Source organism: Bacteroides salyersiae (assembly GCF_031172035.1).
In the GTDB taxonomy this organism is placed as follows: domain Bacteria; phylum Bacteroidota; class Bacteroidia; order Bacteroidales; family Bacteroidaceae; genus Bacteroides; species Bacteroides salyersiae.
The window spans coordinates 465,529-479,589 of the sequence record NZ_CP133452.1; the positions used below are offsets into that span (position 1 = coordinate 465,529).

A 14,061-nucleotide genomic window follows, 5' to 3' on the forward strand; every position below is an offset into this window, starting at 1 on the left:
CCGGATACAGGAAGCAGACGACTTGTTTGTTTTATAAATCATTATTATATGGCTTTCTATCACATCAAATATAGGCTATTTGCCATCCTATGGGTGCTTCTACCGACCATTCCAACGGTCAGTGTAGCCAATACCACGACTTTAAATGTGGGATGTTTCAATATCCGTTTCAAAACAACTGCCGATCAAGGAGAATTAAGCTGGGACAACCGCAAGAGCTATGTTGCCCGGACAATTATCGATTTCAAGTACGACATTGTCGGGGTCAATGAAATGAACGCCGGTTCGCAACAAGAGGATATGAAAAGTTTGCTTCCGGAGTATTCATTTGTAGAATGGGGAGGTAACTCGTCGACGGTGCCCAATCAAGGCACAGTCAATGCGGTATTGTTTCGCACCGACAAATTCGACCTTCTTGAAGAGGGACATTACTTTTTATGTACAGACCCCTCCAAATCGCTAATTTCATGGGACAACAGCAGTGGTAACAAACGTTTTGCCGTATGGGCCAAGTTAAGAGTGAAAGAGACCGGTGAACTGTTTTACTATTTCATCACCCACCTCGATCATTTAGGAAGCGATGCCCGTAATGAAGGAACACGTATTAACATAGAAAAAGTACGTTCCATCTCCGGTCATTATCCGGCGATTATATGTGGTGACCATAACTCATCGGCCATACGCTATCCGTTCTATGACCTTTGCAGTGCCTATCTGTCGGACAGCCGCAAAGTGTCGGAAGCCCCATTTCCGTGGCCTAAGGACGGCACCTTGTGCAAATGGGATCCTGAGAAAAAAGATGGGACCCGTCTGGATTATGTATGGGTAAAAGGAATGAAAGTGCATACATACAATCACATTAATGAAACTTTTGGACGCGGTGTCACGCCTTCCGATCATTTCCCTGTGATAGTAAGCATTTCATTAATGCCTTTCGTAGCCTCCCATACCCGCTATGTGGATATAAACGCCGCTGATGGCGGCGACGGAAGCAAGTCAGCCCCTTTCCGCAATATTCAGGAGGCTGTCGATGCCACCTGTAACGGTGATACCATTTACGTTGCCCAAGGACACTATTCCGTAACCGAATCGGAGCTATTAAAAGGCCGTAGTGCTACACTCAACATTCCCCATTCGCTGGATATATTCGGCGGCTACGATTCTGCATTTAAAGAAGTGACAGGACGCACAGTCCTATCGGGAGATATAAACGGCAATGATGAAATTGCCGACGGAGTATTGACCGGTAACGAAGAAAACGCTTATCGCGTAGTGACCGTTCAAAAATACTGTGCACTGACGCTTTGCAATTTTGAAATTGTGGGAGGGAACGCCAACGGAAGTGTTACCACAGGTGCAGGCATCGCCGGGCTGGGCTCGCCACTGATACTCAACAATGTGATTATTCGCGACAACCAATCCACAGGTCAGGGCGCGGGAATCTATGCAGCCGGCCAATTATTATGCACCGGCTGCCGATTTATCCGTAACATTTCATCAGCCAACGGTGGTGCATACTTCACCGCCTATGCCGGTGTGGAGCTATGGTGGCGCTATGCCATGACAGGTTGCTACTTCTCTGAAAATGAAGCGGTACAAGGTTCTGCCGGATACCATTCCGGATACTCGTGGGCTTATCTGGGGTACAACACGTATGCCTGCAACAGGGCAACTTACGGAGGCACCGTCTCACTCAACGGAACGGCTTATGCTTCTAAAACAACCTTAGTCAATAATACTTTTGTCAACAACCGGATAGAAGCTACCGGCGGTGTCATCAACGAAATAAAAGGAGGATCGGCCGTCTATGCCAATTTGAATGCAGCATCTACACTTTCGATCGTCAACAATACGATTGTCGGAAACCATGCCTCGTGCTATAAAAACGGTACACCTACCGCCGACTTTTACGGTGCTGCCGTACATATCTACAACGGCACACCATTCATTTTCAACAACGTGATTGCCGGAAACCGTTCTACCTCTATATATACCGGTGATGTTTACAATGCAGGGCAACCGGCGACTACCGGCTATAATATCTTTTCGAGTACCGATAACATCGGTATAACACCGGCAGAAACCGATATTTTAGGAACTTCAGCCGATGCATCGATCCTATTGCTCGGCAATATGCTCGAAAGCAATATAGTAGAAGGAGATATCGTTCCTGTTTTGGCTTTAAACGGTGGCTCAATTGAGACAGTCAAGGTGAAAAGACGCTTTTTCGGATCAAATGCAATCAATGTGCTGCCGGCATCGCAGTTTGAAGAAAAATTATTGAAAGGAGATGTAGACAATACGATTGAATTACGAGACAAGCTTATATTCGACCAACGAGGAGTAGAACGTTCGACGGATGGTACTTCATCGATCGGTGCGTATGAGTATGGCAAGGGAGGTACGGGCATCACCGAAACAGCCGCCACCAGTCCGGTCAGCACATACCAGAACGGTTCGACTCTATATCTGTCTGCTGCTATGGTGTTGCAGGATGTGAGGATATTCTCCATGACCGGATCAACAGTCATTCATTTAGGTGAAGTTAATGCAGGAGAAACTCCGGTCAATATTTCCCGACTTTATTCCGGAGTATATATATTGTCCTGGAAAGGAGGAACTACCCGATTTGTAAAAGGATAAATTAAGAATCTGTTTCCATTTTACATCAAAAACCTTTATAAAATCACCCATACTACAGTCTGACTGTATTCTAAAAGTTGGATAGATAACTTTGGGAATATAGTTCAGACTGTAGCATGGATGATCTTATTGAATACAAGCTACCCATCCCCCACCCGGCGCAAGTCGGATGACAATCTCATTCTGTTCCAATATCCCGGACGTTTTCCGATAGTCTTGAGCCGACCGATGGGCATTTATCCCATCACTGAATATCTCGATTCGTTTCCCGATACAATCATCCGGCAATTTCACTGTCAGTTCACGAGCATTCCAATTGCCCAATACTCCGATATACCAATCATCACCTTTGCGCCGAGCCACAACGATATACTCCCCGACTTTACCATCGAGCACGAAAATGTCATCCCAAACAGTAGGAATCCGGGAAATAAAGCGGATACATTCCTGTTCACGCATATAATTGGACGGAGAATCACAAAGCATGTTAAGCGGGGAATCGAATACGACATATTCTGCAAGCTGATGACAACGGGTGCCCTGACTCATCGGATTACTCCTGTTCGGGAAATATCCGCCTTTGACACTATTACGCATCGCTCCCTGCGTATAATCCATCGGGCCGGCCACCATACGGATGTATGGTAATAAAACATCGTAAGCAACCATATCGACATCGGGTTTAGACCACTTCAATTGTTCAAGGCCGAATACCGCTTCATAATTGACCACATTGGGATACGTACGTTGCATGCCCGTCGGTTTGGGGCAACCGTGAAAATCGACAAGCATTTTATGAGCAGCGCATACTTTGGCTGTACGGTACATAAAAGCAATCATCTCCTGATCGTCACGATTAAGGAAATCTATTTTAAAACCTTTAATACCCATATCGGCATAATGCGATACCACCTTTTCCAAATTAAGTTCCATCGCCAGATAACCGGCCCACAAAATAATATCGACCCCTTTTCTCCTTCCATGATCTACTATTGTCTGAAGATCGATTTCCGGAACGACATCAAAAAGATCACACTTTCCTTTGGTAGCCCATCCCTCATCGAGAATAACATACTCGATACCGTTTTCGGAAGCAAAATCGATGTAGTATTTATAAGTTTCTGTATTGATGCCGGCTTTGAAATCTACTCCGTAAAGCCCCCAGTCATTCCACCACTCCCAGGCAACCTTCCCCGGCTTGATCCATGACCGGTCGGCAATACGTGACGGAGCAGCTAACCGGTATACCATATCATTTTCCGTCAACTCTCCATCGCGCTTCGTTACTATGAAAGTCCGCCACGGAAAAGTGCGCGGTGCATCGATCTTTGCCATATAGGGATACCGCGAAGTAACCAGATATTCAAGGTCATTATGCCCGCCCCGCACCACACTCTTCGGATAAGGAGCAAAGACTCCTTGCAACTGTGGCCTGCAATTATCTGCGGCTAAATACATCCCGGGATAATCTTCAACGTCAACTTCGGCAATACACAATTTTTCGTCATGCTCCAGATTGACAAGTATCGGTGTAAACAACAGATTATTAGCATCAAAGTCTTGCACTGGAAGATATGTATAAAGATTTTGCATATCATTCCAAAACTGCTGTTCACGGGTAGCGTTCTTTCGTTTCTTACGGTCACGCACATACGGAGCCCATGTCTCAAAGTTCTGAGACAACCGATACACCGCCTTTTCATTCTTTATGATATGCTCCCCCGAAAGCGAAGATATGAAGCGATAAGCCATTCCATCATCATACATCCGGAATTCAATACTGAAACCGGCAATCGCGTTCAATACCAATCGGTTATACTTATCTCGTACCTGCGATTTCTTATACATTGGAGAAGGAATCACTTCATCGACAGACAAGCGTTGTGCTTTTCTTACTTTCATACCGGCTCCCCAAACTGTACCATCCGCCCATTCTATAGCAATGGTCGATGGTGACAATATCGATTGACGTTCGTCAGAAAGAGTAAACGTAAGACTGTCACCGACATTTATTTCACTCACAAGCCTCCCATTAGGAGAAACCAGCTTATATCCGGTAGCAGCAACCATTGTAGCAGTGAAAACCGCTATAAACATCAAAAAAATTATCTTATATTTCTTCATCTTTTCAAATCAATAAGTAAATGTACAAATGATAGGATAATGGTCTGAAATCCACCTTACACCGTAAACCGGCTTATCAATCGTTTCAAACACCAACGGGCAAGCATTACGGTAGAAAATATGATCCAGATTTTTGCCTCTGACCAAAGGAGAGACACGCCCGAAACCATTAAAGCTGGAATAATCATCCGTCTTAACAGCATCTTCTCTGGCAGAAGCGAACCAGCGGTAAAACGGAGTCAGGCTCTCACGCCGTGGATCACCGGAATTGTAGGAAGCATTCATATCACCGGTCACGAATACGGCCGCGTCCCCACCGGCGATGGTCTTCATCTGATTGTTTATCAATGAGGCGCACCGGGCACGTACCTCAGTATCCACCGGATCTTTTTTATAGGGCAGATGGGTGGTGACAATATAAAAGTCTTTCCGGCTTTTTTTATCTTTGAGTTGCAACCACAAGGCAGCCCGATAATGCCGGTCAGTCGAATTCCACGGCTGAGACGGAACTTCCGGAGTAGCACTCAACCAAAAATGTCCCGAACGTTCCACTGAATATTTATCACGGAGATATAACAACAATACTCCTCCGGTACGGGAATCGGACAGTGTGTCGTTCATCTCTATACGATAATAACCGTAATCAGGTAGCATATCAAAAATTTGTTGCCACATCTCGTTGCGTGGTTCCTGCATCCCCACCACGTCGGGACGATACTGGGCCATCATACGGGTACATGGTTCCCGACGCCGATCCCATGACGTATCGAGAGAATCGTTCGGATTATTGAAACGAATATTGAACGACATCACCTTTACAGAATCCAGCACGACAACATCGTCATGATAATCCTGGGCGACGGCACAAGAAAAACTCAGCAGTAAAATGCCGGATAAAAGAATGTTTTTTTTCATATATGTATCTTTAAAATTATACTATGAAGACTTAGCAAAAGGCACTGAATACGTAATCGGCAATACAAAGCCAACACTGATTTAAAAAACATTAACATGCTTTATTCTGATAATCCAAGCCGTCACAAGCCACAATATTCAAACCAAATAAAAATACCGGCTACGTAGATGCATGATGTAATGTGTTCCTTGAATGAATGTTCCTTTAAATTAAAATATTGACAAAATGAAAAAAAGAAAGTTAGGATTGTTCCCTAAAGTATTGATTGCGATAACTATCGGTTCGTTATTGGGGTTGATAGCCCCGGATATTATGATCAGAATACTTAAGACCTTCAATGTGTTCTTTGCGCAAATTCTCAAATTTATCGTGCCCTTGCTCGTATTAGGTCTGGTGACTCCTTCCGTTGCCAACTTAGGACGCGGAGCGGGAAAAATGCTGTTGAGTGTTATTGTTATCTCCTATCTGTCGACGATAGGTGCAGGATTTTTTGCATACGGTTGTGCTTCAAACCTGCTTCCCCATTATCTAAGTATCGGTGAAATTTCCACTTCCGCGCTGGAAGGAAAAGTATTCGAACCTTATTTCAATATCAAATTCCCTCCGATTTGCGATATACTGACGGCTCTCCTTCTATCATTCATGCTCGGTGTCGGCATCATTTTCACCAAAGCTCCGGGACTGAAAAAAGCCTTTGATGAATTCGGAGAAATAGTAAAACTCACAATTGAACGTGCCATCATTCCCCTCCTGCCGTTTTATATCTTCACAATGATATGCGAAATGAGTGCCGCCGGTCATCTGTCAACTGTCATGGGAACAGGCATCAAAGTCATTGCAACCGGTGTCATCCTGTCTATCTGCTATCTCATTATCCAATATATCATAGCCGGACTGATAGCTAAGAAAAATCCTTTTAAATGTATATGGAAACATTATTCCGGCATATCTGACAGGCTTTTCAATCTGCTCCAGTTCGGCTGTTATTCCTGTCACTCTCGAATGTACCATGAAAAACGGTGCCACCAAAGAGATCGCCAATTTTACCGTCCCTCTTTGTTCTACAGTCCATATGTGCGGGTCGACTATCAAACTTATCACTACATCGGTTGCAGTGATGTATCTGAGCGGAATGAATATCAGTTTTGCACTCTTTGTCAATTTCATTCTTTTACAAGGAATTTCTGCCGTAGCTGCTCCCGGAGTAATGGGAGGTGTCTTGATGGCATCGATCGGATTACTGGAATCTGTTCTCGGTTTTTCGCCGGAACAAAGTGCCTTGATGATGACCATTTATCTGGCTCTCGACGGATATGGCCCGGCATGTAATGTCAGTGGAGACGGTGCTATCACCCTTATTATCGACCGCTTTTTCGCAAAAAAATATGCATCTGCGCAACAATAAAAGATCTATTTCAAAATCAGATTACGTAGTCATATTATGTCATGTGTTCTTTTTATATAGAGGAAAGAATAATTAAAAAAATATATGGAGAAAGAAAGCATAAAAATGTTTTTCGAGAGTCAGTCTACACCCCCTGATTCCGAGAAAATAGAACAATGGTATATAGACAATATCAATAATACCGAATTGGATACCATCCTTCTGGAATTATTGAAAAAATGTACCCATCAAGATGAGCAAAAAGCCAGATGCGCGTTCAGCCGCACATGCCATCGCATAGGTATCGGCTCCCCCAAAGTCACTCAAAAGAGAAAAATAATATACCGTTGGATATCGGGAATAGCAGCTACCGTATTGGTATGCGGTTTCCTATTGGGTACACATTTATGGAATTCCCGGTCCGGCGATATCAATTTGGAAAAGGTATACGCATCGGCAGGCAATTCAAAGATGGTGATACTTCCCGACTCTACAAAGGTCTACCTCAAACCCACAAGTACCCTTTTTTATGAAGCAAACGACTTTACCCACAACAGAAAAGTTCATTTGTTTGGCGAAGCGTACGTAGAGGTAACCAAGGATGCGAAACATCCGTTTTCCGTTGTATGCAACAATGCCACAATCAAAGTATTGGGAACTAAATTCAACGTACAATCGCATGAATCCGATTCGGAATTTGAAGTAATGCTGTACGAAGGATGTGTAGACGTAGAATCTGAATTCAACAATAAACAGGTAGAGGTACTCATGGCGCCCGGTGATATTGTAAAGATCGACAAAACTACCGGAAATATGTCGCAAATGAACATTTCGACTATAGCTAATCAAGGGCAATCCCGTAAGTTCTACTTTATCGATAAAAAGCTGGAAGATATAACCAACCAGCTCGAACGCCATTTCCAAAAGAAAATTGTAATCACCAACCCCCAATTAAAATCAATAAAATACGATGCAATATTTGCCAACGATGAGACAATTGAACAGATTTTAAATTACTTGAACGCATCACAACAGATGAGCATTATATATCATGATAACACCACTATAGAGATACGGTAACACAATTTCAGTTTTCAACAGGTAAATGATAGAACCCACAAAAAACAATCAGATGAAACGAATCATTTTATTCTTCACCTTTATAGTTCTTGCAAGCAACCTTCTTGCCGCCCGAGACTATCCCAAATGGCTGGAAAGTGCGGCCATATATCATATCTATCCTTCTTCTTACATGGATAGCGATGGAAACGGATATGGCGATTTGGAAGGTATCCGTTCACGTTTGGATTACATAAAAAATTTAGGTTTTAATACCATCTGGATCAGTCCGGTCTTTTGCAGCGAATTTGAAGACGGCGGTTATGATATCACCGATTTCTATAAAATCGACCCACGTTTCGGTACAAATACCGATTTAGTAAATCTGGTAAACGATGCACATGCAAAGGGTATCAAGGTGTGCCTCGACCTTGTGGCCGGTCACACTTCAGACAAGCATCCTTGGTTTCTGGAGTCTGCGAATGGAGATCCCAACGGGCATTATGCCGATTATTACATTTGGACGAAAGGTAAAAAAACAACTCCGCCGAAACCGGAAAGAGGAGGCTGGGTAAAAAATGAATATCCGCGCGACGGATACTATCTGATGAATTATTACGATATTCAACCGGCACTCAATTACGGATATTATCAACCGGACCCGGAAAATTCGTGGGAACAAGCCTATGATGCTCCCGGTCCGAAAGCAGTCCGCCAGGAGATAAAGAATATCATCTCTTTTTGGTTTGATAAAGGAGTCGACGGTTTTCGTTGCGACCTGGCCTGGTCATTGGTAAAAGGAGATGATGCAGAGTTTCACGGGGTAAGAAAACTTTGGAATGAAATATTTTCCTGGCAGGCAAAAAAGTATCCCGAAACGATCTTCCTGTCAGAATGGTCAAGTCCGATAGAGGCCATTTCTTGCGGTTTCGATATCGATATTATCCGCCACAACGGATGTGGAAAAACCATGTATCGCGATCTGGTGCACAATACACTTCGATATGCAGACCCGGAAACCGGTATGTACCAACCGAAACACTGTTGGTTCGACAGGGCGGGAAAAGGGCAGTTCGCCTCTTTCGTGGAACCTTTTAAAAAAATGTATGAAGTAACCAAAGGGCACGGTTTCCCATGCATGCCCACATCCAGCCATGACACCTGGAGACTAAATCGCAACCAGCGTTCCACTTCGGAGGAACTAAAAGTGGCCATGACATTCTTCCTGACAATGCCATGGGTGCCGATTGTATATTACGGAGAAGAAATCGGGATGCGTTCAATGGACGGATGGCCGTTTATTGAAGGCAGTCGGGACCGGTCGGCCCAAAGAACGCCCATGCAATGGGAAGCAGGCGTAACAGCCGGTTTCTCTACCTGCGACCCTTCAAAATTGTACTTACCCATAGACCCGGACCCGAAGCGTCCGACAGTGGCCGGTCAAATCAATGACCCGCATTCCATACTCAACTGTACGAAAGGGCTTCTTGCCCTCCGTTCTTCAGTCCCTGCATTGGGGAATACCGGAGGATGGAAGCTTGTCAGTGATCCGCAGCAGGCATACCCTGCCATATACGAACGCTCCGACAATCACTCAAAATATCTGGTAATTATCAATCCAAGAGAAAAAAATACTACGGCACTCATTGGAGGGTATGATCGATTAGAAATTATTTGGGGAGATCCCAAAAGTTTGTCAATAAAAAAATCGAAAGGTAAGTTATCGCTGAAAATCCAAGGAATAAGTTCCGTCATCTGTAAAGTTCTGTAATTCATATTAGTCATCAACAAAATAATAAATCAATGAAAAAGGTTTTCAAATTCTATTTAATGCTGTTCTTAAGTATCACAGGAACAGTTTTTACAACGAATGCAGAAACTAAAAAAATTCTCGTTGTTGGAAACAGTTTCTCATTCGATGCAGCTTTGCAGGAACTTCTTCCGATAGTACAAGCTGCAGGAGATGATATCGTATTGGGATTCCCATATAAAGGAGGAACTACATTAGAACTTCACACGAATTATATTACCGGAAATCAACAGATATACAATTACTACAAAATCAAAGATGGGAAAATGACATCGACAGGAGGAAACAGCCGCAAATTCGATGCAAATATCATTACGGATGAAGACTGGGATATTGTCATTATACAAACCGACCATAATTATTCGGGCGCATATAGCCATTACTTTCCATATTTGGACAATCTGATTACCTATCTTAAAACTTATCTTACGAATAAAAACGCCAAGTTTTATCTTTACATGACCTGGGCCTATCAAAACGGTTCGGCCAAATTAGAAGAGTTAATCAACAAAGGTCTTTATACCGGTCAGATGGATCAATATACAAAAATCATTGATTGTGCAAGCCGCGCCGCCGTACAATCGGGAATTGGCGAAGAAAATATAATTCCGGGCGGGACAGCCGTCCAAAACGGGCGTACCAGTTACATCGGCGATGATTATAACCGTGATGGCTATCACATGAATCTCAGCCACGGCCGTTATACCGTAGCATTAACATGGTATGAAAAAATCTTTGGGAAAAGTGTCATCGGATTAAGTTATCACCCTGCTTCCGTCAGCGATTTCTGTGCAGAGATGTGTCAACATGCCGCCCATGAAGCTATTATCAACCCCCAAAGTATCAGCAGCCTTGTGGATACCTATGGAGTAAACCCAAATACAAAATTCAAAGTCATCGACAGACCGTTAATGATCAATTTCGGCATCGGTCTCGGCTCATCTGCAGTTTCTCAATATTCATGGAATAGTTTGACAACTGCATTAACCGGAGCAAATACGGGAAGTTTATATAACAGCAAAGGGTATGGAACAGATGTGAAAGCCTCGATAGAAAAACCATTCGACGGCATTTCCTCCATTGGAACAATATCATCGGCAACAGCCTTAGATATGCCTTCGAATGTGTCTAAATCAACCTTTTACGGTACCACAGAGAGTTCGGTTATTATTTCCAGATTATATCCGGGGCAAGCGTATGATATGAGTGTATTTGCTTCGGTTATGAATGCATCGGCCAATGCTGAAACCGTCTACTCCTTCAAAGGAGAAAATGACGGAAGTGCCTCTCTGAATCCAACGGACAACACTGCAAACATTGCAACGGTTCAAGGAATAATCGCTGATGACAAAGGACGTATCTGTTTAACTGTAAAAGCCGGCACAAACAACAACGAAGAAAAGAGAACTTATTATCTGGGAGCATTAATGATAACCCCACACCTTGAGATCCCGGGGAAAATTCCTGTCCATATTAACTTTACCACCAGTGAAAAAGCAACTCAAGAAAACCTTTGGAATAATGTGACATCCCATCTTGCCGGAACTAAAATAGAAAATTTGACAGATTCGGAAGAGAATACTTCAGGCATCTCTCTAAACATCACAAAAAGTTTTGCCGGCATTACTGAAAACGGTGCATCCGAAACAAATACGTTGTTCAACATGCCTGCAAATGTATCTTCAACAGGTTATTGGGTAAACGGTGTCGAAAAAGACGGTATTCTTGCCGACAATGCCGAAATTGTATTCAGTGGCTTGAATCCCGAAAAATCCTATGATTTTTATATGTTCGGTTCTTACATGAATACAACAGAAGTTCATGAAGCAGAATATTCGACCTTTGGAACTGTAGAAAATTACATCGGACTAAATGGCAACAACAATGATCAGTCGGTTGCCGAACTCACCTCGATATATCCCGATGCGGACGGACATATCCGATTTACAGTCACCCCGGGAGCTACAAGTGCGGATATCTACAAAATAAGTTATATCAATGCCATGGCCATTATGATTCCGGGTATTGTGAAAGTCATACCATTCGAACCTGTGGCAGAAGGCCCGTGGGATGGTATTTCCATGATTGAACCTGCCCGTGACGTTTCCGGTAATTGTGTTATTTATACAGGAGCAGAATTAGCATGGGTAGCCAATCAAGTCAATCAAGGACATGCCATAACGGGTATAAAGATTGCCAAAGATATAGATTTAGGTAACCAACCATGGACTCCAATAGGATACGGAACTTATTTTACCGGAAAAATAGACGGACAAGGTTATCACATTTATAATATGTATATAAATAAAAGCGACCTTACTGAGAAATCGAACTTTGCAGGCTTCATAGGTGGTACAAACAGTGAGAGTTGTGATATTATTAATATCAACCTCTCAGGAAAAATCGACATTCCCGCATCAGTGGCTCAGAAAACCCAGGTCGGATCATTCGTCGGCAAAGCCAATGCCTTAGGAAATATGATTAATTGTCATAGCGATGTTGAAATTAATATCATGGGAGCACCGGCATATGTAGGTGGTGTATTGGCATTTATGAAAAATGCCAATATAAAGAACTGCTCATACTCAGGTAATATAACAATCGCGACATCCGGAAAAGTAACCAATGGTATCGGCGGTATTTTGGGATGTACAAATTCAAGTACTACCGGCATCGAAGCCGTTATTAACGGATGCTACTTTGACGGTAGTATTAAAAATAACGGTTCCGAAATCCCCAAATATGTAGCCGGAATCAATTCATATTCTAATTTGTCAAAAGCTGCCGAAACCATTACGAACAATTATGTTATCGGTACTATCGATTGCACGGCCACAGACCAAGGCAGCGTTTATGGAAAAACCAACACGACAAATTTTGATTGTGAAAATAACTATTATTACGCCGACTACACCTTGACAGGCAAAGGTGGAATTCCTATGAAAATAGAAGAATTTCATTCCGGAGAAGTTGCCTATTTATTAAACGGTGATCAAATGGAGTTTCTTTTCGGACAAGAGCTTGATTCTGATGACAACATGCCGGTTGTCTATAGAGGTTCCAACAGAGTATACAAAACAATCTTTATGTATAATGACAACGAATATGCAGTACTTTATAATAACACAGAAATGAAGTTTCCCAAAAATCCTGTTCCTGATGACAGCCCGACATTCGAAGGATGGTATGATGAAAAAGGAAATCGCTATGACGGGAACTCAACTACCCAAACCGACCTAACACTCTATGCTAAAATCGTAGCAACAGGCACCGATAACCTAAAAACTAAAGATAAAATTAGCATCAATAATAATAAAATCGATATAAATTCGGAAAGTGAAATTGGCGACATCACTATTTGGAACATACACGGCACAAAAGTTATTAATAAAACGATCAGAGAGACAACCACAGAATTAGATATAAATTCATTACAAAATGGTATATATCTTTTTAAGAGCAAAAAGGATTGTATCAAATTCACAAAGAAATAAGATGAGAGAACTCGTAACTCAAATCACAATGTAATGTGTCCATAAACCAATATCCAAAATAAGAAAGGAGTTAATTTCGTACGTAATTCACGAAGGGCAAGTTCAATATGTTTTTCTACCGTACGTGCCGAAATATGCATTATTTCGGCTATTTCTTTTGCAGATTTATGTTCAAACCGACTCATTTTGAAAATGGCACGCCGTTTCTCCGGCATTGTTTCAATGGTATCCGCAATCGCTTTCTGCATTTCATTCCAAAACAGTTCGTTCTCTGCACTTGGAGTAACTACAGTGTCGTGTACACCATCTAAAAATCGGTCTACTATCTGGTTTTGCTTAGAACGAAAATGATTGTATACCTCATATTTAGCAATTACATACAAATAAGAGTGAATCGATAAATTGCTTTGTAATTTCTCCCTATTGACCCACACTTTGATAAATGTGTTTTGCGTAATATCTTCAGAAATCCATTCGTCCTTCACCAACCCGAATATAAATTGGTTGAAATGTGAATAGTATTTTATAAAAAGTTCTTCAAAACACTGTACATCCCCATTCTTTATGCCGGTTATCAAATCAGGTTCATTCATTACTATTATATTTAAGACTATACAAACATAACATTTTA

8 protein-coding genes and 1 pseudogene are annotated in these 14,061 nt (G+C 42.3%); 6 read left to right on the plus strand and 3 right to left on the minus strand.

What is annotated here, in order from left to right:
- Nucleotides 1-48 precede the first annotated feature (48 nt).
- Complete coding sequence (locus RB604_RS01795; RefSeq protein ID WP_007480142.1) at nt 49-2,643, plus strand: endonuclease/exonuclease/phosphatase family protein; 2,595 nt, start codon at nt 49-51, stop codon at nt 2,641-2,643.
- Nucleotides 2,644-2,769: 126 nt separating this feature from the next.
- Here the strand turns inward: RB604_RS01795 and RB604_RS01800 are convergent, their stop codons facing one another.
- On the minus strand, nt 2,770-4,767 hold the full coding sequence (locus RB604_RS01800) for a retaining alpha-galactosidase (RefSeq protein ID WP_044093720.1): 1,998 nt from the start codon (nt 4,765-4,767) through the stop codon (nt 2,770-2,772).
- A 9-nt stretch (nt 4,768-4,776) separates the two neighbouring features.
- Entirely contained in the window at nt 4,777-5,682 is a 906-nt protein-coding gene (locus tag RB604_RS01805; protein WP_007480139.1) for an endonuclease/exonuclease/phosphatase family protein, read from the minus strand.
- 226 nt (nt 5,683-5,908) lie between these two features.
- On the opposite strand from RB604_RS01805, the pseudogene RB604_RS21390 reads away from it, so the two are divergent.
- From RB604_RS21390 to RB604_RS01825, 5 genes and pseudogenes are all read left to right on the plus strand, one after another.
- Nucleotides 5,909-6,541, plus strand: a pseudogene (locus tag RB604_RS21390) (cation:dicarboxylate symporter family transporter); the annotation flags it as partial.
- Nucleotides 6,542-6,647: 106 nt separating this feature from the next.
- On the plus strand, nt 6,648-7,088 hold the full coding sequence (locus tag RB604_RS21395) for a cation:dicarboxylate symporter family transporter (protein ID WP_244881823.1): 441 nt from the start codon (nt 6,648-6,650) through the stop codon (nt 7,086-7,088).
- Nucleotides 7,089-7,172: 84 nt separating this feature from the next.
- The gene (locus RB604_RS01815) at nt 7,173-8,147 is read left to right on the plus strand and encodes a FecR family protein (protein WP_005929134.1); all 975 of its coding nucleotides are present in this window, start codon (nt 7,173-7,175) and stop codon (nt 8,145-8,147) included.
- Nucleotides 8,148-8,199: 52 nt separating this feature from the next.
- Complete coding sequence (locus RB604_RS01820; protein WP_007480135.1) at nt 8,200-9,897, plus strand: alpha-amylase family glycosyl hydrolase; 1,698 nt, start codon at nt 8,200-8,202, stop codon at nt 9,895-9,897.
- A 32-nt stretch (nt 9,898-9,929) separates the two neighbouring features.
- Complete coding sequence (locus RB604_RS01825) at nt 9,930-13,430, plus strand: DUF4886 domain-containing protein (protein WP_055295729.1); 3,501 nt, start codon at nt 9,930-9,932, stop codon at nt 13,428-13,430.
- A gap of 23 nt (nt 13,431-13,453) precedes the next feature.
- Here RB604_RS01825 and RB604_RS01830 read toward each other — a convergent pair whose 3' ends face one another.
- Nucleotides 13,454-14,023, minus strand: a complete 570-nt coding sequence (locus tag RB604_RS01830; protein WP_005929125.1) for an RNA polymerase sigma-70 factor — start codon at nt 14,021-14,023, stop codon at nt 13,454-13,456.
- Nucleotides 14,024-14,061: the final 38 nt, after the last annotated feature.

Excerpts from the sequence above, each read along its gene's own strand:
- RB604_RS01795 (WP_007480142.1), top strand. The coding sequence starts at position 49 with ATGGCTTTCTATCACATCAAATATAGGCTATTTGCCATCCTATGGGTG.
- RB604_RS01800 (WP_044093720.1), bottom strand. The coding sequence starts at position 4,767 with ATGAAGAAATATAAGATAATTTTTTTGATGTTTATAGCGGTTTTCACT.
- RB604_RS01805 (WP_007480139.1), bottom strand. The coding sequence starts at position 5,682 with ATGAAAAAAAACATTCTTTTATCCGGCATTTTACTGCTGAGTTTTTCT.
- RB604_RS01815 (WP_005929134.1), top strand. The coding sequence starts at position 7,173 with ATGGAGAAAGAAAGCATAAAAATGTTTTTCGAGAGTCAGTCTACACCC.
- RB604_RS01820 (WP_007480135.1), top strand. The coding sequence starts at position 8,200 with ATGAAACGAATCATTTTATTCTTCACCTTTATAGTTCTTGCAAGCAAC.
- RB604_RS01825 (WP_055295729.1), top strand. The coding sequence starts at position 9,930 with ATGAAAAAGGTTTTCAAATTCTATTTAATGCTGTTCTTAAGTATCACA.
- RB604_RS01830 (WP_005929125.1), bottom strand. The coding sequence starts at position 14,023 with ATGAATGAACCTGATTTGATAACCGGCATAAAGAATGGGGATGTACAG.